General features: G+C 30.0%; 20 protein-coding genes. 11 read left to right on the top strand and 9 right to left on the bottom strand.

What is annotated here, in order from left to right:
• Positions 1-38: 38 nt before the first annotated feature.
• Positions 39-2,150, bottom strand: coding sequence for a hypothetical protein (locus H6553_11115; GenBank protein MCB9034380.1), 2,112 nt, complete (start codon positions 2,148-2,150; stop codon positions 39-41).
• Positions 2,150-2,863, bottom strand: coding sequence for a glycosyltransferase family 2 protein (locus H6553_11110; GenBank protein MCB9034379.1), 714 nt, complete (start codon positions 2,861-2,863; stop codon positions 2,150-2,152). Before H6553_11110 ends, H6553_11115 begins: the two co-directional genes overlap by 1 nt.
• 372 nt (positions 2,864-3,235) lie before the next feature.
• Between H6553_11110 and gcvT the strand changes: the two genes are divergently transcribed.
• Both gcvT and H6553_11100 read left to right on the top strand, forming a co-directional pair.
• Positions 3,236-4,312, top strand: a complete 1,077-nt coding sequence (gene gcvT, locus H6553_11105) for a glycine cleavage system aminomethyltransferase GcvT (GenBank protein MCB9034378.1) — start codon at positions 3,236-3,238, stop codon at positions 4,310-4,312.
• Between the two features lies 1 nt (position 4,313).
• Positions 4,314-4,838, top strand: a complete 525-nt coding sequence (locus H6553_11100; GenBank protein ID MCB9034377.1) for a CopD family protein — start codon at positions 4,314-4,316, stop codon at positions 4,836-4,838.
• Positions 4,839-4,984: 146 nt separating this feature from the next.
• Here the strand turns inward: H6553_11100 and H6553_11095 are convergent, their stop codons facing one another.
• Positions 4,985-5,947, bottom strand: coding sequence for a transketolase family protein (locus tag H6553_11095; protein ID MCB9034376.1), 963 nt, complete (start codon positions 5,945-5,947; stop codon positions 4,985-4,987).
• A 133-nt stretch (positions 5,948-6,080) separates the two neighbouring features.
• Here H6553_11095 and H6553_11090 point away from each other — a divergent pair, with 133 nt between their 5' ends.
• On the top strand, positions 6,081-6,938 hold the full coding sequence (locus H6553_11090; protein MCB9034375.1) for a hypothetical protein: 858 nt from the start codon (positions 6,081-6,083) through the stop codon (positions 6,936-6,938).
• Between the two features lie 214 nt (positions 6,939-7,152).
• On the opposite strand, the gene H6553_11085 is transcribed toward H6553_11090, so the two are convergent.
• From H6553_11085 to xth, 6 genes are all read right to left on the bottom strand, one after another.
• On the bottom strand, positions 7,153-9,279 hold the full coding sequence (locus tag H6553_11085) for a nitrite/sulfite reductase (protein ID MCB9034374.1): 2,127 nt from the start codon (positions 9,277-9,279) through the stop codon (positions 7,153-7,155).
• Positions 9,280-9,919: 640 nt separating this feature from the next.
• The gene (locus tag H6553_11080) at positions 9,920-10,735 is read right to left on the bottom strand and encodes an SIMPL domain-containing protein (protein MCB9034373.1); all 816 of its coding nucleotides are present in this window, start codon (positions 10,733-10,735) and stop codon (positions 9,920-9,922) included.
• A 17-nt stretch (positions 10,736-10,752) separates the two neighbouring features.
• A complete protein-coding gene (locus tag H6553_11075; protein MCB9034372.1) occupies positions 10,753-10,926 on the bottom strand; it encodes a hypothetical protein in 174 nt (57 codons plus the stop codon).
• Positions 10,919-11,668 (bottom strand): hypothetical protein, encoded by a 750-nt coding sequence (locus H6553_11070; GenBank protein ID MCB9034371.1) that lies wholly within the window; start codon positions 11,666-11,668, stop codon positions 10,919-10,921. The genes H6553_11075 and H6553_11070 overlap by 8 nt, the downstream gene beginning before the upstream one ends.
• Complete coding sequence (locus tag H6553_11065) at positions 11,661-13,397, bottom strand: ABC transporter substrate-binding protein (GenBank protein ID MCB9034370.1); 1,737 nt, start codon at positions 13,395-13,397, stop codon at positions 11,661-11,663. The genes H6553_11070 and H6553_11065 overlap by 8 nt, the downstream gene beginning before the upstream one ends.
• Position 13,398: 1 nt before the next feature.
• Positions 13,399-14,175, bottom strand: a complete 777-nt coding sequence (xth, locus tag H6553_11060) for an exodeoxyribonuclease III (GenBank protein MCB9034369.1) — start codon at positions 14,173-14,175, stop codon at positions 13,399-13,401.
• 55 nt (positions 14,176-14,230) lie between these two features.
• Here xth and H6553_11055 point away from each other — a divergent pair, with 55 nt between their 5' ends.
• The 8 genes from H6553_11055 (at position 14,231) to H6553_11020 (ending at position 23,622) form a co-directional block, all read left to right on the top strand.
• Positions 14,231-16,696, top strand: coding sequence for a carboxypeptidase-like regulatory domain-containing protein (locus H6553_11055; protein ID MCB9034368.1), 2,466 nt, complete (start codon positions 14,231-14,233; stop codon positions 16,694-16,696).
• A 27-nt stretch (positions 16,697-16,723) separates the two neighbouring features.
• Positions 16,724-17,380, top strand: coding sequence for a hypothetical protein (locus tag H6553_11050; GenBank protein ID MCB9034367.1), 657 nt, complete (start codon positions 16,724-16,726; stop codon positions 17,378-17,380).
• Complete coding sequence (locus tag H6553_11045) at positions 17,380-18,756, top strand: hypothetical protein (protein MCB9034366.1); 1,377 nt, start codon at positions 17,380-17,382, stop codon at positions 18,754-18,756. The genes H6553_11050 and H6553_11045 overlap by 1 nt, the downstream gene beginning before the upstream one ends.
• 35 nt (positions 18,757-18,791) lie before the next feature.
• Entirely contained in the window at positions 18,792-20,126 is a 1,335-nt protein-coding gene (locus tag H6553_11040) for a UDP-glucose/GDP-mannose dehydrogenase family protein (protein ID MCB9034365.1), read from the top strand.
• 3 nt (positions 20,127-20,129) lie between these two features.
• A complete protein-coding gene (locus tag H6553_11035) occupies positions 20,130-21,068 on the top strand; it encodes an SDR family oxidoreductase (protein ID MCB9034364.1) in 939 nt (312 codons plus the stop codon).
• The gene (gene cobA / locus H6553_11030; GenBank protein MCB9034363.1) at positions 21,065-21,778 is read left to right on the top strand and encodes a uroporphyrinogen-III C-methyltransferase; all 714 of its coding nucleotides are present in this window, start codon (positions 21,065-21,067) and stop codon (positions 21,776-21,778) included. Before H6553_11035 ends, cobA begins: the two co-directional genes overlap by 4 nt.
• Positions 21,779-21,835: 57 nt before the next feature.
• Positions 21,836-23,131: a DUF2851 family protein gene (locus H6553_11025; GenBank protein ID MCB9034362.1), complete on the top strand. Its 1,296-nt coding sequence runs from the start codon at positions 21,836-21,838 to the stop codon at positions 23,129-23,131.
• A 242-nt stretch (positions 23,132-23,373) separates the two neighbouring features.
• Positions 23,374-23,622, top strand: coding sequence for a PspC domain-containing protein (locus H6553_11020; protein ID MCB9034361.1), 249 nt, complete (start codon positions 23,374-23,376; stop codon positions 23,620-23,622).
• Positions 23,623-23,669: the final 47 nt, after the last annotated feature.

The raw sequence follows: 23,669 nt of genomic DNA, 5'->3' as shown, positions 1-23,669 counted from the left end.
TTAACAATGTCAAGATTATAGTGCTTGACATTGTTTTTTTATTTTGCTTCCTTATAAAAATCTTGCAACACATCTTGTACTATATATTTTTTATGTTGCCTTGTTTTAAAATGATATAGTCTAAAATAAGCAAAGTCATAAATCGAATCAATATTGTTTTTATTAATTTGTTTTTCTAGTAAAAAATTATTGGTTATGAGATAATCATATTCAAATGGTTTTGTTGCATTGGGCAAATTTTTTAACGAGCTTAACACTCCAATATTTTGTATTTGATGCACTTTTTTGTTTTCTCTTAAAGAATATAGAATGGCATATTCTGGTGTTCCTGCTAATATTGACATTGCTATATTTGTATTATTATCAATTAATATATTCATGTTTTTTATCTGATGATATATGGTTATATCATTCGCAAACATTCGTTCATTATAAGTCTTCTTAAAAATAGATCTTGGATAATTAAAATCTATTTCTTTTGATATTCTGTTTTTTATGGTATCATTTTCTGTGGTATAGAATACAATTCCATTAAAATTATTTTTAGTTAAACTGTTGTCAATAGCATTAAATAAGGTAGCATTTTTTTGTTTAAGTATCTTTAAATCTTCTCCAGAAAAAAAAATAGGTTGATAATGCTTCTTGCCAAACACATTAATTATTGGTTTTGATGGATTTAACAATAGACAAGGAATCATAAAAAATATCATTAAGCTAATTATAATATATTTAAAACATTTAAATTCTGAAATAAATAGTGCTAAATAAGGACACAATATAACAAACCAAGGCAGCTCTAATCTGTTGTGCCAAGGTTGCCACATTAGTAAAATGGAAAATAAGAGATAAGAACTAACTAATAATAGTGCATAGATTTTAAGAAGTTTATTGTATTTAATAAAACAAAGACAAATTAATGAAAATAGAAATAAAATTAAGTGTATGAAATTTGAAACACCATCTTCATGAAAAATAAAATTATTACTAAATGGTATATTATTATAGTTATTCCATTTTTTATTTACATTAACAACTATTAATTTGTGTATTTTATATACTATTTTTTTAGAAATTCTATTAATTGGAGCAAATGGTACAGCTGAAGAAACTGCTATGTTCTTAATTGTATTAGAAATTCCATCTTTTAAACTTAAGTTTGTCATTGTAACAGGAACAGATAATGGCTCCGACATTTTTGGTCCAATAACATTATTAAAAGAATTATAGTTTCTATAAAACGAAGGCAATAATAACAATGTTAATAGTCCAGTAATAACTATTAGCTTTATTGATTTGATTTTATGTCGAAATAAGATTTTTAAACCATAAAAGCATAAGAAAGGACTTATTAAAATCCAGCCAGTAAATTTTGTTAATCCTGTTAAAACTAATGCAACTCCAAAAAAAATAGAATTAGACAAAGTTATTCCTTCTTTAAATGAAATTAATATATAATATAATAAAATTATAGAATAAGCTGCAACTACATAATCATTTTGAGTTGTTGTTGATTGAAAAATTCCCATTGGTAAACAGAAACAAAATAACATACCTATAAGTGCTGTTTTCTTTTTATTACTTAACTGAATTGTTATAAGATATACAGTAACACAACTCATAAACATTGCAAGTAATTGTGGCAAGTTATTATAGTATTCGCTATTGCTTAGTAGTGTATTTTGAAGTATTAAATATTCTGCAAATGGACTTGAAAACAACTGTCGTCCATTTAATGTTGGATAAAAGTTTACATTATGATTTTGCATCCAATAAAAAACTCTTGGCATATGGTAAGAGATAGAATCATTATTGGTCGTTGGAATAAATATTGCTAGAAATAGTAAAACAAAAACAGAGAATAGAAAAAGATAAAAATATATTTTCTTCTTTCTCTTAACAATAGACATAATAATATTAATTATATTTTTATATCTTGGAAAAATAAAAACAACAACAATCAAGAGTTCCAACATATAAACAGCTAATAAAGTAACATGATTAAGCAGATTAAACAAGGAACACAGTTCTACATTTATAAGAACAATTAAACTAGAACTCAAATATGCTTTTATTAAACTTTCAAATAGCAACTGAATTGATGGCAGTTTTTCATTTCTAATAAAAAATAAAAACAATAATAATAGTAGCATTAATTAAATAAATTATATCTGAGAATACAATAGATTGCTCTAAAACCATCTCTCCATCCAATTTTTTTTCCTTCTTCATAAGTCCTTCCATAGTATGAAATACCAACTTCATAAAATCTAATATTTGGAATTTTGGCTATTTTAGCCGTAACCTCTGGTTCAAAACCAAACCTTTTTTCTTTCAAATTTATATTCTGAATTAAAGAAGTTTTAAATATTTTATAACATGTTTCCATATCTGTTATATTGATATTAGTAAACATATTAGAAATAAAAGTAAGTATTTTATTGCCTACAGAGTGCCAAAAAAATAATACTCTATGTGGCTTTCCTCCTATAAACCTAGAACCATATACTACATCTGCATTGCCTTTAAATATTGGTTCAAATAATAAATTGTATTCCGTTGGATCATATTCTAAATCAGCATCTTGAATAATCAAATAATCTCCTGTTGCCTCTTGTATTCCTTTATGTAAAGCGGCTCCTTTTCCTTGATTAATTATATGCTTAAAATACTTGATATTATACTGTCTGTTTTGTTCAATATAGTCTATAATTATTGGCTCGCTATTATCTGTAGACGCATCATTAACTATAACTATTTCTTTTAATATATTATTAACTAATTCAACTTCTATCAGTTTATCTAAAATACTAGTTATCGTTCGTTCTTCATTGTAAACTGGAATTATAATTGATACTTTTTTCATTATTATTTTATATAATAGATGTTTATTTTTATACACCACAAAATAAAATATAGCAACCGTTATATTTAGTACAAATTTTGCCAATTGTCATATTAAAAAAGCTATTTTATTGTTGTATTATTTTATTAGAAATATTATCAGTATGATTATCAGTATTTTATCATGTAACATAAAAATAGGTTTGTCAAGAAAATAAAAATTAATCTATAGCATGTTTTCTAATTCTTGCTTCCTATTACAGGTTTTTTCAATAGATTTAATTCGACTTTAGTTAATTCGCACCGCTTATATAAAAAAGACTTATCTACTTTTTCAAGAGAAGCATAAAAGATAAAGACACTTCATTTTCCAAATTCTTCTTATCTTTTCACCATGAAAAATACGCCACTTACTCAAAAGCATATCGAATTAGGTGCTAAAATGGCAAGCTTTGCTGGTTACAATATGCCAATTCAATATACAAGCATTATAGAAGAACATCATTGTGTACGAAATGCTGTTGGTATGTTCGATGTATCGCATATGGGCGAGTTCATTATTAAAGGAGCAAATGCTTTGGCTTTTTTACAATCTATCGTTTCTAATGATGTAAGCAAACTCGAAAGAAATCAAGCACAATATGCTTACTTGCCTAATGAAGATGGTGGAATTATCGACGATTTATTGGTCTATCATTTAGACGATGACAATTATATGTGTGTAGTCAACGCAGGTAATATTGACAAAGATTGGAACTGGTTTCAACAACACAATAGCTACGATGTAGAAATGCACAACATTTCAGACAAAACAGCTTTGTTGGCAATTCAAGGACCAAAAGCGGCAGATGCTTTGCAATCATTAACCGATGTCGATTTAAAAGCAATTCCTTATTATAGATTTATTCGTGGAAAATTCGCTGGTGTAGACAATGTAATTATTTCTGCTACTGGTTACACTGGTGCTGGAGGTTTTGAATTGTACTTTAATGCCGACCATGCTACTACTATTTGGGATAAAATTATAGCAGCAGGAAAACCTTTTGGCCTGCAAGCAATTGGTCTTGGAGCAAGAGATACGCTGCGTTTAGAGAAAGGATTTTGTTTATATGGTAATGATATTGACGACAGCACTTCGCCAATTGCCGCTGGATTGTCTTGGGTAACTAAATTCAATAAAGATTTTGTAGGAAAAGAGATGATTGCTGATGTTAAAACCAATGGTGCCAAACAGAAATTAGTCGGTTTTAAAATGATAGACAAAGGCATTCCAAGGCATGATTATACGGTTGTTGATGCTAGTGGAAATAGTATAGGTAGAGTAACCAGTGGTTCGCAATCGCCGAGTTTAAATTATGGTATTGGCTTAGGATATGTTGATACTGATTTTGCCAAAGTTGGAAATGAAATTTATATTGCCGTTAGAAACAAAAACCTAAAAGCAGAAATTGTAAAATTACCATTTTTATAATATGTTTTTATACATTAAAGCATTGCATATTATTTTTGTAGTTACTTGGTTTGCAGGTTTGTTTTATATGCCAAGATTATTTATTTATTCAGCCGAAGCAAACGAAAAACCAGAACCAGACCGTAGTATTTTACTAAAACAAAACTTGCTCATGCAACAACGCTTGTGGAATATTATTACTACACCATCTGCAATTATTACTCTAATACTTGGTTTAACTATTCTGCATCTTTACGGTAGTTTTCCTACATGGTTAATTATAAAGTTGTGTTTCGTTCTAGGATTATATGTTTATCATTTATTTTGTCATAACATATATAAACAACAGCAAAAATATCAATTCAAATATAATTCTAAGCAACTACGAATCATCAACGAAATTTCTACACTCTTTTTATTTAGTATTGTTTTCTTGGTAGTAGTAAAAACAAATTTAAGTTGGCTGTTTGGTTTAATTGGTGTTGTTGTATTGTCTATTTTATTGATGTTAGGCATTAAACTATATGCCACTTTAAGAAAAGACTAGTTTTAGTTCTTTTTTTAGATATAATAAGACTAACGACCTTCAAGAAACCTGCCAACCGCAGGCTGGTTTAGTAAGGACAAATAAAAAAGCACCATATCGGACAGATAAACTTTACTTTTCTCATTCGTCCATAATAATTTAAAGAATTATTTTCTACTAATAACTTTTTCAGCAGCTTTAACAATATCACTTGGCATTAAACCATATTTTTCCAAAAGTTGGTCTGGTGTTCCACTTTCGCCAAACGAATCGTTTACAGCAACAAATTCTTGTGGTGCTAAATAATTTTCTGATAATACTGCTGCTACGCTTTCGCCTAAACCACCAAACTTTTGATGTTCTTCGCAAGTAACTACACAGTTCGTTTTTTTAACCGACTGCAAAATAGCATCAACATCTAAAGGTTTAATGGTATGCATATTAATCAACTCTACAGAAATGCCTTTTGCTTCTAGCACTTTACCAGCTTCTACAGCTTGCCACACCATATGTCCACAAGCAATAATAGTAACATCAGTGCCTTTACTTAAAAACTGAGCTTTACCAATTTGAAAATCTTTATCGTTTTCTGGTGTAAAAATTGGCCAAACAGGTCTGCCGAAACGCAAGTAAGTTGGTCCGTTTCTTTCTATAATTGCTTGTGTCGCCAATTTCGTTTGATTGTAATCTGCAGGAACAACAACAGTCATGTGTGGTAGCATTTTCATCAAACCAATATCTTCTAAAATTTGATGCGTAGCACCATCTTCGCCAAGTGTTAAACCAGCATGTGAGCAACAAATCTTTACATTTTTATCAGAGTACGCCACCGACTGACGAATTTGGTCGTACACTCTGCCAGTACCAAAATTAGCAAAAGTAGTAGCTACAGGAATTTTTCCACCAATAGTTAAACCAGCAGCAATGCCAATCATATTGGCTTCTGCAATTCCTGTTTGAATAAAACGATCTGGAAAATCTTTGATGAAGTTTTGCAGTTTAAGCGAACCAATTAAGTCGGCACAAAGTGCCACTACATTCGGATTGTTTTTTCCTGCTTCGTGAATGCCATCACCAAAACCACTTCTGGTATCTTTTTTTGCTGTGTATGTAATGTTAGATAGTGTCATTTTCTTTGTTGTGCAGCTAAAATTACAAAAAAAGCCAATATTTAATTTTAAACAATCGTGATTTTATGTGTTTCATTAAAAAATTGTATAAGGTTTAATTTTTTCCGTACATTTAAAATAGTAAATATATTTTATGCGGTTGTTTTATTTTATGCTGTTGGCTTTTGCTTTAGTTGTTGCTTGTAAGAAAGAAGATAGTAATACCACTACAGTTATCAAATCTATTGTGGTGAAAGACTCTTTGGGTAATGTATTAAATCGTTATGCGTTTAATTTTTCATCAGGACAGTTGCAGTCTATACAAAGAAATAATCAAGATTGGGTTTCATTGTCGTATCATTTAGATACTATTTTTGTACAAACAAATTCTTCTTTCGATGGTTTTGATGTCAATTTTTATTTTATCAAGCAAGGCAATTATTTAAAATCGGTCAATGCTGTTTATCAAAAAGATACTTTAATAAATGGTATTTGGATTGATTCTGTAAGAACGGAAGAGAAAATTAATTTTGTTTACGATAATAATAATCTAGTAGACTCTATTAATGGTAATGGTGTTGGTGCTTTGTTTCAAAGTAATAACAAAGCATATGATTTTACTTATAACAATAACAATCTTACAAAATATATGTATTGTTATTATTCAATCATTTTTGTTACTACTTATTGTAATGGAACAATGAATAACACTTACTTTTTAAACAATGCTTATGACGATGTATTCATTCCTTGTCAGAATTTTTTACAGAGCGATTTATTTTTTCAGTATCCAATGGAATACAATGACGATATTTCTTTAAGTTATATTGCACAACTTTGTGGTTTAACTGTTGGTTATAAAAACAAAGATTTAATCAAGCAAAAAGAAAGTTATTTTCAATATAGCTATGAAAGAAATAATGAAGGAAAAGTAAATAAAGTAACTGCTAAAAAATATAACAACTTCACCTATGTTTTTGATGTAGATAAAATATATGAATTGAGCTATTAATATATATAAATATTAATAATATATTACAATATAAAAAACTGTCATCGAAGTATAATGAGAGAGGTCATAGATTCCTTCTTTCGAAGGAATGACGCTTTATGTTGATTTAGCTATATTTTTCGTGCAGTGGAAAGTTTCCTTACTACTGCCCAAAGAATTTATCTTTTTCTGATATTGTCGAGAGTTTCCTCTCGACTACACAATGGTTTTTAAGCTATGCTTTATAATTGCTTTCTAATACTGGTTTGTCTTCTATAAACTGATTTCTATAGGTTACCACTTGTTCTAAAAATTGCTTAAACTGTGCTACATATTGTTTTGCAAAAGCTTCGCTTGGTTCATTTTGATTAATGGCTAATACCATTTGTTCAAAGCTATTGCCATCTATAGATAATCTGTTTTCGTTGATGATATGTGTATCAAAATCTTGTAGTATTTTAATTTGTGTATTACATTCTACATCATGACTTAACAAAACAGCTTTGGCACTAATTACAAAACCTGTGTAAGCATAATATATAGCTTCTGCATATAAATCTTTACTCAATGCTTCTTTAGCTTCTTTCTGTTTAATGCATGCATCGTTTATAATAATACTTATCATATCATAAGCAACACCAGCACATTCACCTACGCCAACTTCTGGCGTAAATAATTCATCGTGTCCGTAATCAAAGAAATCATCATCTACAAATAACTCAGTATCTGCAATTGGTTTTAATAATGAATAGAAATACTTTTTGCCTTGTCGTTGATAGTAATCGTTAAAGTATTCGTTTTCTGTAGCATTATCTTCGTAATCGTTTAAAATAGTGCGTAGTGCTTCTGGCATTTTTTTCGTAGGTAACTTTACTACTTTATCGGCTACAGTTCCTACGCCATTTATATCAACACCACCACCTAAACAAATTTGCATTGCTGGAGCTACTTTATCGCCTACTCTAATAGAACTTCCGTGTAAGCCAATATTAGCAGACATGTGTTGACCACAAGCATTCATACAACCACTCATTTTTATATGTATGGCTTTATCGAATATTAAATCGTAATATTCTTCTTGAATTTGTTTTTCTAAAATTCTAGCTAAAGTCATACTATTGGTAACACCTAAGTTACAAGTATCTGTTCCTGGACAAGTGGTAATGTCTGCAATAGTACCATAGCCAACATTTGCAAAACCTAATGATTTCAAAATACTATATACATAAGGTAATGCTTCTTTGCGAACAAACTTTATAAGCAAGTTTTGGTTCATGGTAATACGCATATCTTGCGAAGCAAACTCGTTTACTAACTCAGCAATTGTTCTTGCTTGGTCTGGTTTAATATCGCCATTGGTAACTTTTAAAAATACGCCATAAAAACCAGCTTGTTTTTGTTCAAATGTATTTGTTTTTAACCAATCTTGATATGCTTGTTCGTCATCAATAGTATAATTTGGAATGGCACTTTCTAAAGCAGGTTGTGGTTCTGGAATGGCATTCCAATTAATAGGAAATGACTTTACTTTTGTAGCAATCATTTCTTCTTCTACCAATTTCATCCATTGCTCTAAACCTAAGTCTTTCAACAAAAATTTCATTCTTGCTTTATGTCGTCTTTGTCGTTCACCATATCTATCAAATACTCTAAGACCAGCTTCTATAAATGGAAATAATTTTTCTTCTGGTAAAAATTCGTAAGCTGTTACAGCAGTAATTGCCTGAGCACCTAATCCACCACCAACTACCACTTTAAATCCTCTTTTGCCATCAACAATTTTAGGAATCATTCCAAAATCATGAATATAAGCAAAAGCAGAATCGCTCTCGGAAGAAGAAAAAGCAATTTTAATTTTTCTTCCCATATCTTGATTGATAGGATTTCGTAGTAAGTATTTATAAATTTCGTAAGTAGCTGGAGAAACATCAAAAGGTTCATCTTTATCTACACCAGCAGTTGCTGAAGCTGTAATATTTCTAACCGTGTTGCCACAAGCTTCACGACCAGTGAGTCCAACATCTTCTAATCCAACCCAAACAGCTGGAGCGTCTGTTACTTTTACATAGTGTAACTGAATGTCTTGTCTTGTAGTAAGATGCAAGTTGGCATTTCCGTATTTTTCAGCGAGTTCTGCAATTTTTATGAGTTGTGCTGGATTAATTCTTCCCATAGGAATTTTAATACGAAACATTTGAACGCCTAATTGTCGTTGACCATAAACACCTCTAGTTAAACGAAAGTGTTTGAATTTATCTTCTGGAATTTCTCCATTAATAAAACCATTTATTTTTTGTTGCAATTCAAAGATGTCTTTGGCTGCTTCTGGAGAAATGTTTTTTGTTAGCGTAATATCACTCATAATTTATTTTTTATAAAAAAACCTGTCGTTTAAGACAGGTATATATTTTTAAATATAGTATTTCCTGACTAAGTTTAATTAGTAAGGCAACAACAACATTTATTTTGATTCTTTTTCAACAATACTAAAATAGCACAGTTTCTTAAATTATAAAAGCACTTAATGTTTTTTTAATTTGAAAGCGTTTGGTTATTTTTTATAGGAATTAGACCAAAATGATATATAGCTCATTCTGAATTTATTTCAGAATCTTCTAAAAACAGATTCCGAAATCTACCTGTTCGGTACCATGTCTACCGACAGGTAGAGACAGGCAAGTTCGGAAAAACAGGTATTATTTGTCTGCGTACTTTATAAATGGTTTTTGTTGAAGTATTTTCTTTTACCTTTTGTCTTGATACAAAAGGTAACTAAAACCTGCTTGCCAGCAGGCAAGAGTCAAGAAGCATTTAAGGCAATTTTGCTTCTGTTCTATTTTTATTTTAGTTAAGCAAAACGATGATAAATTTATCTCTTCATGCCTATTGCTCGTTCCTCGCAATGCAATTCCGAGATATTTTACATCTATTGCTGAAAATGCTTCTACGATAAACTGCATTGGTCTGTACTTCTTAGTTAGTCTTTTACAATAAATTAAAAACTATTCAAAAGCATATCTTACAATAAGAGATTTTGATATGGTAACTTTAGTTGGATTTTCTGAATTTTCTTTAAACATTTCTCCCATCATAGAAAAAATAGCACCAAAACCACCCATGCTTTCTTTGTTGTTTAACATATTGGAATATAAGTCTTCCCAAGATTGATTAGAAACATTTAATGGTTTTCCTAGTTTTACTTGCATAGCTGTAGCAATAGTGTTGGCTTCGGTATTTGCTTTTTTCATTAATTTGTCAATTAATTTTAATTCGTAGGCGTATTTGTCTTTTACAATTGTTTCTGTAACGGCAGTTTTAACATTGTCTATTGCGTTTAGTTCTGTTTTTATTTTCTCTAAATTTGAAATATTACCAATGGTTACTTTATAACTGTTTTCATATAATGAAAAATCTTTTGCAAATGGATTTGAGCTATTGTTTTTAGGTGTAAACTTGTAAGTTAGTTTGTATTTATTTAAAATGGCTTCTACTGCTTTTTGATTTTCACTAAAACTATTTTCTGGTTCAACTTCTTCGCTAGTAGCATCAACAACTGTTCCTGTTCCTTTAGCTTTTTTGTCTTTGTCATTCCATTCTAAATCGTCAGTTTCTTCTTCATCATCCCAATCCCAATCATCCCAACTTTCTTTTTCTTCTTCAATAGAAACAATAAGCGTTACTTGGTCTGCTTCTACCATCATGGTATCGCTTACTTTCACTTCTATATATTTGTCTGTTCCGTTGGTTGTAGTAATTGCTTGAGCGTGAAGTGTTGCTACACTACAACATAATAGAATTGCTATTAAATATCTTTTCATGTGAGTAAAAATAATAATTATCCTCCACAACCAATATTTCTATTTGGATTTTTTTTGACTAATTCTTCTAACTCTGGCATTAGTGTAAATTTATCAAACGGTGTTTCTTGAATATCTTGTTTTTGATTTTCTAGTGTTTGTTTCTTTTCAGTTACTTTATTCTGTTTATTATTTTTCTTTTGTTTACTCATGATTTTTGTTTTTAAATACTCTGTAATACATATAGACAAATCCAGGAATTAAAATAGCTGACAATCTAAAAACAGTTGAAAACTTTATATATGATGGATTGAAAATTAAAAAGGTAACGATTAATGCAATCAATATTCCTAAGAGTATTGTAAATAATTGAGCCCAAATGGTTTCGTAAAATGATGGTCTTTTTTCAATTTTAGAAGTAGTAGAAATTGTATTTGTTTTTTTTGAAAGCAGTGAGTCGTTTGGTTTAATTGTTTCATCTGATAAATGATGATTAAACTTATTGATTTGATTTATAAATTCAGTTTTAAATTCTTCAAACGCTGCTTTATTTGCACCTTTACTATCTGTGATTGTCCAAACAATACCATTATTAAATCCTATTTTTAGAAACTCAAATTCGTTGGTATATCTGCCTTTGTCTTTTCCTTCTTTGTACCATTTCACTTGACTCCACTCGTAGCGTTCTGTTTTTGTTTTTAGTGGTAGCTTTTGATGAACTGCTTCTATTGTTCTGTTGAGTTCTAATCCGTTAATAGTAACAGTATGATAAGCTGTAGATAAATTGATTAATCCGAACATTAATCCTAAAAAAACAGGAAGTGTTAACCACATTGGACTATTGGCTACAATTAAAGCGAACATAGCACTCATAGCCAAAATAGTTACTACAGCAATAGTAGCACCAGTATTATAATAAGTATCTTTAGATTTTATTTGAGTTTCATTATTCATTTTTCTTTTCTTTTGGAACTAAATATACTTCTGAAAACTCTCTGTATTCCATGGCATTTTGTGGACAGTTACGAACATTTGGTTGTAGTAATCTAAAGTCTATATCGTAGTAAGTAGGCAATACCGCAGCATTGTCTATTACTTCTTGGTCTGCTTGATTGTAGAGTTTATTTCTTTCAGTTTCATCTGTAGTACTTACTGCTTTATCAAACAAAGCATCAAACTTAGCATCTTTAAATCGATAAGAATTAATATATGTTTTTTGTGTAGGATCGTCTGGAACATATTTACTATGAAATAAATTTAAGAAGTTTTCTGCATCAGGATAATCTGCAATCCAACCCATTCTAAAGAAATCGACTTTAGCTGCTTCAACTGCTTCGGTGTGTTGAGCCCAAGGTACCATTAGCATATCTACTTCTACATTTAAAGTTTCTTCTATCATTTTTGTAATAGCTTCTGCAACTTGTGTATTTCTAGAACCACCACTATTTAATTGTAGTGTAACTTTAGGAAATCCTTTTCCGTTTGGAAATCCAGCATCAGCTAAATATTTTCTAGCTTTTTCAGGATCGTAAGTAAATCCTTTTACATTGTCTGAAGGATAAGTTCCAGTTCCTGGAGGAACTACACCATATTTTGCAGGAAAACCAGTATTTTTTAAAGTAAACTTACACAGCTTTTCTCTGTCAACAGCATAGCAAAAAGCTAAACGAACATTTTTATCATGAAAGATTTTTCCTATATGTAAAAAACCATAATATTGTAGCGACATAGATGGCATATATTGCACTTGAAACTGTTGAAATGCTGGACGCAAGTTGGCATTGACATCAATAATTTCATCAATAATTTCTAGTGGAAACTTATAGACTAAATCGGACTTTCCCTTTTTGAATTCTTCTAGCTCTGCTTTCTTTTCTTTAATAAAAGTAACTTTAATGTTGTCTAGCAAAGGCAATTGATTTCCAAATTCATCTTTATTCCAATATTGTTCATTTTTACTCAAAAATACCACTTGATTTTCTATCAACTTATTCAAATAAAAAGGACCTGTTCCAACACATTTTACTCGCATTTCTTGTCCATAATGTTCAACTGCTTCTTTTGGATATACTTTAGCAAAAATTAAACCTAAACGAGCTAAGAAAACAGCGTAAGGTTTTTCTAATGTAATAGAAAGCGTAGAGTCGTTGATTACTTGAACACCACTAACACCTTCGCTAGGATTTTGTCCGTTTGCAGTTGCTTCGTTGTATTCATTTGCACCTTGTACTACATCTTGAAAAATCCAAGTGCCTTGATTGTTTGCTGGATCATGGAAACACAATCTATCGAAACAGTATTTAAAATCTTGAGCTGTAACTTTTCTTCCTTTTCCATTAGGAAAGCATTCGTCATCATGGTAATAAACGCTATCTCTTAAATGAAAAATATACACTTTTCCATTTTCAAGAATATCCCATCGTTTTGCAATGCAAGGTTCAATAGCTAGTGTTTTAACATTAAACTTTACCAATCCTTCATAAATTTGTTCTGCAATTCTGTGTCCAGTTACTTCTGTAATATTTAAAGGATATAGTGATTTAAAATATTCTTCTTCATTGTATCTAAAAGTACCACCATAGTATCTGTCTCCTTTGGCTTTGGTTAGTTTAAATTCTGATGACTGATTTGAACCACAAGCAATGGCTAAAAAAGACAGTAAAATTATTATATATTTTTTCATATTATAGTTTTAGTTTTAATAAAATTGGACAATGGTCTGATTGTTTTACATCAGGAAAGATTGCTGCTTCTACAATTTGATTAGAGAGTGCATTGCTACAACTTTGATAGTCGATTCTCCAACCTTTGTTATTGGCTCTTGCATTAGCTCTAAAACTCCACCAAGTATATTGATCTTTTAATGTTGGATGTAAACTTCTGAAAGAATCTATAAATCCACTGTCAAAGAATTTTGTCATCCAAGCTCTTTCTTCAGGTAAAAATCCAGAAGAGTTTTTATTACCAACAGGATTATGAATGTCTATTGCTTCATGACAAATATTATAATCGCCAGCAATTACAATCTTTTGATGTGTTTGTTTTATTGCATCCACAAAATTATAAAAGTCATCTAAAAACTCCATTTTAATCGCTTGTCTTTCATCGCCACTAGAGCCAGATGGAAAATAAGCATTGATAAAGTGAATATCTCCTATGTTAAAACGAATAACTCTTCCTTCTGCATCGTACAATTTGTTATTCATTCCTTTAATAATATTGGTTAAAGGAACTTTACTAATAACGCCAACGCCACTATATCCTTTTTTTTGAGCAGAAAACCAATGACATTCAAAACCTAAATCTTCAAAAAGTTCTTTGGGAACATCGGCTTCATCTGCCTTAATTTCTTGAAAAAGAAATACTTGATAAGGAGAACTTTTAATCCAATCAATTAGTCCTTTTTTAATTGCAGCTCTAATGCCATTAACATTATAAGAAATTATACTTAAATCATTCATAAAAATACAACTATTCTATGCTAAATATCTACTTATTATTATCTTCAACGGTTTAATGCAAAGCATAAAGGTAAACATATTTTTTTTATTCTTTTTCTTAAGCTCTACAGTATTAGCTCAGTACTTTATTGATGGTGTTATTAGAGATAAAATTACAGACGAAGGTGTTGCTTTTGCTAATGTTTATATTAAAGGAACAACTATAGGTACTTCTACAGATGATACTGGATATTATAAGATTACTTTGAATGAATACTATGATTCGCTTACCGTTTCTTTTTTAGGATATAAAGAACAATCAAAACAAATAAAAGATATAAGCAGACAGCAGATTGACTTTCAATTGAGTGAAGATGCTAATGAATTATTTGAAACTATTATTTATGCAGATAAAGAAGCACTAGAAGATTATTTGTTTAGAAAAATTCAAGAGAACAAACCAATAAATGACAAAAATAAATTTAATAACTATCAGTACAATGCATACAGTAAGGTAGAAGTAGATGTTAAAAATCTCAATGACAAATTGATGAATAGAAAGTTGTTAAAACCTTTTGCTTTTGTTTTTAATAATATAGATAGCACTTCAGAAGAAGAACCATTTTTACCAATGATGTTGTCAGAAACATTGTCGGAAGTATACTATTCTAAATCACAAAATAAGTTTAAAGAAAGAGTACTTGCTACTAAAATTTCTGGAACAGAAGATGAAAGTTTAGGTGCTTTTTTAGGTGCTTCTGCTACAGAATATAATATCTATGACAATGGATTTAATATCTTAGAAAAAGAATTCATTAGTCCAATTGCAGCAAGTGGCAAATTGTTTTACAACTATAGAGTTATCGACACTATGGTTATTGATAATGTAGTGCATTATAGAATGGAATTTCAGCCAAAAGGAAAAGGGTCGAATACTTTTTTTGGAAATTTTGTAGTATCCGAAAATAATTATGCCATAAAGAGTATTCAAATGAATATGGCAAAACATGTAAATATTAACTTTATTAGTAGAATTATTATACAACAAGATTTTCAATTTGCCGATACTACTGCTTGGATTTTATCTAAAGACAATTTTACTATAGAGTTTCAACCAATACCCAATAAACCTTCTATTGTAATAAGAAAAAAAGCAGCATATAAAGATTTTCTAATCAACAAACCACAAATAGAAGACAATGTAAAAGCATTGAAAGAACTAGTAATTGTTGATGATGATGCATCGAACAAAAGCAAAGCATTTTGGGATTCTGCTCGTTATGTTCCACTCAGTAAAAATGAAGCCGCTATTTATCATTTAGTAGACACCATTCAATCAGTAAAAGCATATAAAACTTATTTTTATATTATTGAAATTCTAATTAGTGGAAATGTTAAAGCTGGTCCAATTGATATAGGTCCAGTATCAAGTGCAGTAAGCTATAATCAACTAGAAGGTTGGCGTTTTGGCTTAGGAATTGAAACCAACGAAGATTTCTCAAAAAATATTTTCTTAAGAACTCAAGCTGCTTATGGTTTAAGAGATAAAGAATGGAAATACGGTGGAATTGTAAAAGCACTACTTTCTAAGAAACCAAGGCAAGTTTTAACATTAGAATATACTTATGATGTAAGCAAATTAAGAAGAACTACCGAAGCCATTTCTTCAAGTAGTTTATTGAATATTGCAGTGCTTAGAAACAGAAATCAAAAATTATTATATGCAAGAGAAGCGAAAATTAAATACGATTTTGAGTGGCGAGAAGGTTATAGTTCAAGCATTACTTTTCAAAACAGAAAAATAGAGCCAGGTTTAATTCCATTTCAGTATGTAGAAGATGTGGCTGCTCCAATAGAACACTTACACTACAATCTAACGCAAACAGAACTAATTTTAAACTTAAGATTTGCACTTAAAGAAAAATTTTTAGGCAACAAAACTATTTTTAGAACGAGTATTAATAAAACAAGTATTCCTGTATTTCAGTTTGAATATGTATATGGTATTAAAAACATTTTAAAGAGTGAATACAACTATCATAAACTCTCGTTTTATTTCTCCGATTTAGTTCAAATCAAACCAATAGGTAAACTAGAAATGAGCGTTCAAGCTGGTAAAGTTTTTGGCAATGTTCCTTTCTTCTTGTCAGAAGTTCATGATGGCAATCAAACTTATATCTTTAATAACAGAGCATTTAATTTAATGAACGATTATGAGTTTGTGAGCGACCAATACCTACAGTGGATTTTAATACATCATTTTGATGGATTTTTCTTGAATAAAATTCCAGGAATAAGAAAATTAAAACTACGAGAGTATATAGATTTTAGAGGCGTTTTAGGAACTTTAAATCCAAACAATAAAGCATCAAACAAGTATAATGAAATAACAGAAGTAGGTAAAAAACCATACTTAGAGTTGGGCTTTGGTATAGAAAATATTGTCAAATTTTTTAAAGTTGGATTCTCATGGCGATTAACACACAGAGTACCAACAGCACCAAAATGGGGATTTTTATTTGGCTTTGATTTTGATTTCTAAAATTTGTATTAACTTTAATCACAAGCTATGTTTGCAAAAGATGCGATAGATATTAATTTAATGCCATTAAGGTTAAACCAAACAGTTGCCGATGCAATAGAATGGTGTACTACACATAACTCGCTTTATGCTTTTGTAGTAGACAATGCTGTTCTTATTGGTAGATTTAGTGAAGATTTTTTATATAACTATGATAACAATTCATTGTTGTCAACTTTAATTGATTTTGCAGAACCAATAACTGTTTCCGAAAATAAACATGCAATAGAACTAATTGCAAAAGCAAAACAATACAATAGCTTTATCTTACCAATAGTAGATGAAAGTAAAAATTTCCTTGGATTAACTTCAGCAGAAAGTATTATTAATATTTTATTTGATAATAATATATTGAATGAACACCAAAGTATATTTGTAGTTGAAATTACAGCAAATAATTATGCAATGTCAGATATTGCTAAAATAGTAGAATCAAATCATGCACAAATCTACTATAGCAATTATGCAAGAAAAGAAAACAATATTGCTCAAATTACCTTAATACTACAAGCAGAAAATTATGCAGCTATTGCTAATACCTTTGAAAGGTTTGGTTACGAAGTCATTTATCAATCCGCAGAAAATGTATATACTGACCATTTAAAAGAAAGAGCCGAAAGTTTCATTAAATACTTGGAGGTGTAATGGATTGGTTTACACATTTACGAAATGGTTGGGGACAAGACATACTATTTATAAATGATTTATTATTAATAATACCATTTTTGCTAATAGTACACTTTTTTTTAAAGAAACATGTACAGAAACAAACAAATCCAATTTATCAAAAATATTTTTTAAAAGGATGGTATGTAAGAGTGTTTGGAGCAGTAATGTCTGCTTTAATGTACCAATATTATTATCATGGCGGAGATACCATGTCTTATTTTAAAGTAATGCTGTGGCTTAGAAAATTTACCTTTACAGATTTTAATGTTATAATAGATACATTTTTTAATACTTCTAATCCTAACTATAATAATATACTATATCAATATTTTGGTGGATATTATTCATACTTAATTGAAGACGGAACAAGAACAGTAATATTAATTGGATATGTATTAAGTTTTTTTTGTCTTAACACATATATACTTATTTCTTTATTATTTACAATGTTTGCTTACTATGGCTTTTGGAAATTATTTAAACTTTTCTATAAACTATATCCACATTTAGAAAAAGAAATTGCCATATCTTGCTTGTTTATTCCTTCTGTATTCTTTTGGGGAACAGGATTAATGAAAGAACCTTTGTGTATTGGTGCATTGGGTGTTTTGACTTACTCGACTTATGAATTATTTATCAATAAAAATATAAAAATAAAATATATTATTGCATTGTTATTGTCGGTGTTGCTAGTTAAAACAATTAAAGTATATATTATATTAGCGTTTGTGCCAGCATTATCTTTATGGGTCTTTGCTAAATATGCTCTAACTATACAAAATAAAATTGTAAAAGTTTTTATTGCACCAATATTAATTGTAATAGGTAGTGGCATTGGTCTATTAATGTTAAGTCAAATGGCTTCCGTCGCTGAAAGATATTCTTTTGAACAATTAATGCGTACTGCTAAAGACACTCAAAATTGGTTGGTATATTCTTCAGAACAACAAGACGCCTCTCTATATACACTTGGCGATTTAGAATATACTACAATGGGCTTGATAAAAGTCTTTCCAAAAGCAGTTAATGTTGCCTTATTTCGTCCTTATATTTGGGAAGCTAGAAAACCTACACTTTTTATTGCAGCAATAGAAGCTGTTGCCACACTCTATTTTACATTAATGCTATTCTTCAGACAAGGACCAATTAAAGTCTTTAAAAATGTTTTTTCAAATCCAGATGTTTTATTCTGTTTTACCTTTTCTATCATCTTTGCTTTTGCTGTTGGATTTACTAGTTTTAATTTTGGTGCTTTAGCACGATATAAAATTCCAATGATGCCTTTTTATTTTATAGGATTAACTATTCTTTATAGTGTAGATGCTACCAAAAAACCAGAGAATACAACATAATTTACTTATTTTTGCACTTCAATAATTTAAATTAAATGAATATAGCTGTTATTGGTACAGGATATGTAGGTTTGGTTTCAGGAACTTGTCTTTCTGAAACAGGTAATCATGTTACTTGTGTAGATGTCGATCAAAAGAAAGTAGATAAACTGAAGTCTGGACAAATTACAATATACGAACCAGGTTTAGATACGCTCTTTCAAAGAAATATTAAAGAAGGAAGGTTAAAGTTTACTACTTCTATAGAAGAAGCTATTCAAAATGCTACACTAATTTTTTTAGCACTACCAACGCCACCAGGAGAAGATGGCTCTGCAGATTTGTCTTATGTGCTTAATGTGGCAGATACTTTGGGTAAAATAATTACAGATTATAAAGTCATCATCAATAAAAGTACAGTTCCTGTTGGTACAGCCGAAAAAGTTAAAAATGCTGTTGCTAAAAATGCAACTGTCGATTTTGATGTGGTTTCCAATCCTGAATTTTTGCGTGAAGGTGTAGCTGTTGACGATTTTATGAAACCAGATAGAGTTGTAGTAGGTGTTAGTTCTAATAAAGCTAAAGATTTAATGGAACAACTGTATAAACCATTTGTGCGACAAGGCAATCCAATTATTTTTATGGATGAAAAGAGTGCAGAAATGACTAAATATGCTGCTAACTCTTATTTGGCTACTAGAATTTCTTTTATGAATGAGTTAGCACTGCTTTGTGAAAAAACTGGTGCTGATGTAGAAACAGTTAGAGTAGGTATGGGAAGCGATAATAGAATTGGTAAACGATTCTTATTTCCTGGTATTGGTTATGGTGGAAGTTGTTTTCCTAAAGATGTGCAAGCGCTAGCAAAAATTGCAGAAGAAAATCAATATCAATTTAAGATTTTAGATGCAGTAATGAAAGTCAATCACATTCAAAAACATGTATTGGTAGAAAAAATCATCAATCATTATGGTAGCGATTTAAGCAACTTAACTATAGCTATTTGGGGCTTAGCGTTTAAACCAAATACTGATGATATTAGAGAAGCTCCTGCTTTATACATTATTAAAGATTTACTAGAAGCTGGTGCTACAATTAAAGCATATGATCCTGAAGCTATGGAAAATGTAGCACAATATTTTAGCAATCTATCTGATGAACAAAAACAAAAATTGCATTTTGTAGATAAGAATATGGATGCATTAAATAATGCAGACTGCTTAGCTATTCTTACAGAATGGTCTGAATTTAGAGGTGCTGATTTGAGTCAGGTTAAAGCAATATTAAAAACACCAATTATTTTTGATGGAAGAAATTTATACGATTTAGAAACGATGCAACAGCTTGGTTTTTATTATAATAGTATAGGAAGAAAAACTATAAATGATTAAGTAATGAAAAAAATTTTAATTACAGGAGCGGCTGGATTTTTAGGATCTCACCTATGCGATAGATTCATTAAAGAAGGATATAAAGTAGTAGGAATGGATAATCTTTCTACTGGAAATATCAAAAACATAGAACATCTATTTCCAAATCCAAACTTCGAATATCATCATCATGATGTAACTACTTTTGTTCATGTTTCTGGTAAATTAGATTATATCTTACACTTTGCATCACCAGCAAGTCCTATTGATTACTTAAAAATGCCTATTCAGACTTTAAAAGTTGGTGCAATGGGAACTTATAATTTACTGGGTTTAGCAAAAGAAAAGAATGCTAGAATTCTAGTAGCGTCTACTTCCGAAGTCTATGGTGATCCAACTGTTCATCCTCAAAATGAAGAATATTGGGGAAATGTAAATCCAGTTGGACCAAGAGGTGTTTACGATGAAGCTAAAAGATACATGGAAGCAATTACTATGGCTTACCACAACTTTCATCAAGTTGACACAAGAATTATTAGAATTTTTAATACCTATGGACCAAGAATGCGATTAGATGATGGTAGAGCTTTACCACAATTTATGAGTCAAGGATTAAAAGGTGAAGACATTACTGTTTTTGGCGATGGTTCTCAAACGCGTTCATTTTGTTATGTGGCAGATTTAGTAGAAGGTATCTATCGTTTGTTGTTGTCCGATTATCATTTGCCAGTAAATATTGGCAATCCTGATGAAATTTCACTGCTAGATTTTGCTAAGGAAATTCAAAACTTAACAGGCAATCAATCTAAAATTGTTTTTCAAGATTTACCAAAAGATGATCCAAAACAAAGGCAACCAGATATTACTAAAGCTAAAACTATTTTAGGTTGGCAACCAACTGTTAACAGAAGCGAAGGTTTAAAAATAACACTAGACTATTTTAAAGAAGCTGTTTTCAATTGATAAAAAAACTAACACTCATTGGTGCTGGTCCTGGAGATCCTGATTTAATTTCTATTAAAGGCATGAAAGCTTTGCAACAGGCAAAAGTGGTTTTATACGATGCATTGGTACATACAGATTTATTAAATTACGCAAAAGATGCCGAATGTATTTATGTAGGCAAAAGAGCTGGAACACACTATCATTCGCAAGAAGAAATTAACCAGTTGATTTTAGAAAAAGCCAATGAGCTTGGAGCAGTAGTTCGACTAAAAGGTGGCGATCCATTTATTTTTGGTCGAGGGCAAGAAGAAGTTGATTTTGCTACAAAACATAATATTGCTGTAGAAGTAATTCCAGGAATTTCGTCTGCTATTGGTATTCCTTCTTTACATCAAATTCCATTAACCAAACGAGGCACTAACGAAAGTGTTTGGATAGTTACAGGTACTACAAAAAAATGTCAAATCTCTGATGATATTATTATAGCTGCTCAATCAAATGCTACTGTTGTTATTTTAATGGGAATGAGTCAGTTGCAACAAATTATAGATATATTTATAGAAAAAAGAGGCAATAATCATCCAATTGCAATCATTCAAAATGGAAGTTTTGAGAACGAAAAATACATCAAAGGGACACTACAAAATATCATTCAACTGAAAGAAGAACAACAAATCAAATCTCCAGCATTAATTATAATAGGTAATGTTGTTGAACATATGCAGTAATTTGTTTTAACTTTTTATGGAAAAAATATACTTCTTGCGTCTTTATATAAAGTAAAGATGAAAGAAGCATTACTACAATATATCTGGAAGTTTCAACTATACCATCTTGCCAATTTAAAAACGGTAACTCAAGATGACTTGCAAATTATTTATCAAGGTGATTATAATACTACACAACATGGACCAGATTTTTTAAATGCAAGTATTGTAATTAATGGCATAAAACTTTTTGGAAATATAGAAATTCATGTCTTTGCTTCAGATTGGATAAAACATCAACATACAAATGACAGCAATTACCAATCAGTTATTTTACATGTCGTTTATTTTAATGATGTTGAACTAATTAACGGAATGCCAACACTACAACTCAACGGAAGAGTGATGCCATTGCTACTACAAAAATATCGTACTATTATGGATAACAATAATGTAGTAAAATGTAAAAATTTATCAGCAACACTTAACTCAATTGTCATTCAACAAGCAAAAGAAAAAGCAATTATTCATCGTTTAGAACGAAAAAGTGTACAAATACAACAACAATTGCATCAATTTAATGGCGATTGGAATCAAGTACACTACTACAATTTAGTACAATGCTTTTTTGATAAAAGCAATCAGTTTGCCGCAAAAAACTTATTGGTAAATTTACCCTATTCAGTACTACTCAAACACGCCGATAATATTTTTCAGTTAGAAGCATTACTATTTGGTGTTGCTGGCTTACTACATGATAATTTTTCAGACGATTATCCGAGCATGCTACAAAAAGAGTTTTCCTTTCTACAAGCAAAGTATCAACTCAAAATCAGTAACAAAAAATATTGGAATTACTTTCGTATTCGTCCAATGTCATTTCCAAGTATCCGTTTGTCGCAATTAGCCAATTTGTTGCATACATCACCACAATTTGTACGACTCTATCAATTAGATAAGGTAAAGTACACACTACAAAATGTACAAGCATCAGTTTATTGGCAAACACATTATCTATTAGACAAATCTACAAGCAATCATACAAATTGCTTAGGCAAAAAACAAATAGATAAAATTTTAATTAATTATACCTTGCCAATACAATATACTTATGCTAAATACGAACAAAAACCATTAGAGTACATTTTAGAATATTATTATTCTTTATCAAAAGAAACCAATAATAAAACCAAACTGTTTGATTACGAACATTTTAATCATAAAACAGCTTACGACTCACAAGCATTTATAGAATTACACGATGAGTTTTGTACTAAACAAAAATGTTTGCAGTGTGTCATCGGACATCATGTATTAGCACAGTCAAACAAAATTCAGAACTATATAGAAGAAGAAAATGTATTTTATGTTTAATGCTACTACAATTTAAAAGCTGTTTGCATTCCGAACTCGTTTCGGAATCTGTTACTAAGCATTCTATTATCAAAGGTTCTGAAATAAATTCATAATCTACGAATTCGTTATTTTATCACCATGACCTATTTCACAAGTTTACTTAAATTGAAGTGCTTTTTTTCATTGATGAATATTTTCAAGGTTTAAAATTTTGACAATGTTTTATCTCAAAAAAAACTAAAAATCACTACCTTTAAACTATGTTAGAAAAGCCAATAAAACTATTACATTCAAAAAGTTTAAGAGATGTAATAGAAGCAAATGTATATGGTGTCTGTGCTTACCTAGGTAGAAAAATGGCAATTCCATCTAAAAAAGTCCGACTCTTTTTTATTTATACTTCTTTTATTGCATTAGGTTCACCAATAATCATTTATCTAATATTAACTTTTATACTGAATTTAAAATATAGTATTCGTTCTAAAAGAGTTCCAGTTTGGGATATTTAACCCAAATTATATATTAGACTTTGTCATGAGAGAGAATTATACAAAAT

Source organism: Chitinophagales bacterium (assembly GCA_020636535.1).
In the GTDB taxonomy this organism is placed as follows: Bacteria; Bacteroidota; Bacteroidia; order Chitinophagales; family JADIYW01; genus JADJSS01.
Note: the sequence above shows the minus strand (reverse complement) of the source record. Positions and strands in the feature narration are given on the sequence as shown.

Bases quoted from the DNA above. Each gene is read 5' to 3' on its own strand.
- H6553_11115 (MCB9034380.1), bottom strand. From the start codon at position 2,150: ATGCTACTATTATTATTGTTTTTATTTTTTATTAGAAATGAAAAACTG.
- H6553_11110 (MCB9034379.1), bottom strand. From the start codon at position 2,863: ATGAAAAAAGTATCAATTATAATTCCAGTTTACAATGAAGAACGAACG.
- gcvT (MCB9034378.1), top strand. From the start codon at position 3,236: ATGAAAAATACGCCACTTACTCAAAAGCATATCGAATTAGGTGCTAAA.
- H6553_11100 (MCB9034377.1), top strand. From the start codon at position 4,314: ATGTTTTTATACATTAAAGCATTGCATATTATTTTTGTAGTTACTTGG.
- H6553_11095 (MCB9034376.1), bottom strand. From the start codon at position 5,947: ATGACACTATCTAACATTACATACACAGCAAAAAAAGATACCAGAAGT.
- H6553_11090 (MCB9034375.1), top strand. From the start codon at position 6,081: ATGCGGTTGTTTTATTTTATGCTGTTGGCTTTTGCTTTAGTTGTTGCT.
- H6553_11085 (MCB9034374.1), bottom strand. From the start codon at position 9,279: ATGAGTGATATTACGCTAACAAAAAACATTTCTCCAGAAGCAGCCAAA.
- H6553_11080 (MCB9034373.1), bottom strand. From the start codon at position 10,735: ATGAAAAGATATTTAATAGCAATTCTATTATGTTGTAGTGTAGCAACA.
- H6553_11075 (MCB9034372.1), bottom strand. From the start codon at position 10,926: ATGAGTAAACAAAAGAAAAATAATAAACAGAATAAAGTAACTGAAAAG.
- H6553_11070 (MCB9034371.1), bottom strand. From the start codon at position 11,668: ATGAATAATGAAACTCAAATAAAATCTAAAGATACTTATTATAATACT.
- H6553_11065 (MCB9034370.1), bottom strand. From the start codon at position 13,397: ATGAAAAAATATATAATAATTTTACTGTCTTTTTTAGCCATTGCTTGT.
- xth (MCB9034369.1), bottom strand. From the start codon at position 14,175: ATGAATGATTTAAGTATAATTTCTTATAATGTTAATGGCATTAGAGCT.
- H6553_11055 (MCB9034368.1), top strand. From the start codon at position 14,231: ATGCAAAGCATAAAGGTAAACATATTTTTTTTATTCTTTTTCTTAAGC.
- H6553_11050 (MCB9034367.1), top strand. From the start codon at position 16,724: ATGTTTGCAAAAGATGCGATAGATATTAATTTAATGCCATTAAGGTTA.
- H6553_11045 (MCB9034366.1), top strand. From the start codon at position 17,380: ATGGATTGGTTTACACATTTACGAAATGGTTGGGGACAAGACATACTA.
- H6553_11040 (MCB9034365.1), top strand. From the start codon at position 18,792: ATGAATATAGCTGTTATTGGTACAGGATATGTAGGTTTGGTTTCAGGA.
- H6553_11035 (MCB9034364.1), top strand. From the start codon at position 20,130: ATGAAAAAAATTTTAATTACAGGAGCGGCTGGATTTTTAGGATCTCAC.
- H6553_11025 (MCB9034362.1), top strand. From the start codon at position 21,836: ATGAAAGAAGCATTACTACAATATATCTGGAAGTTTCAACTATACCAT.
- H6553_11020 (MCB9034361.1), top strand. From the start codon at position 23,374: ATGTTAGAAAAGCCAATAAAACTATTACATTCAAAAAGTTTAAGAGAT.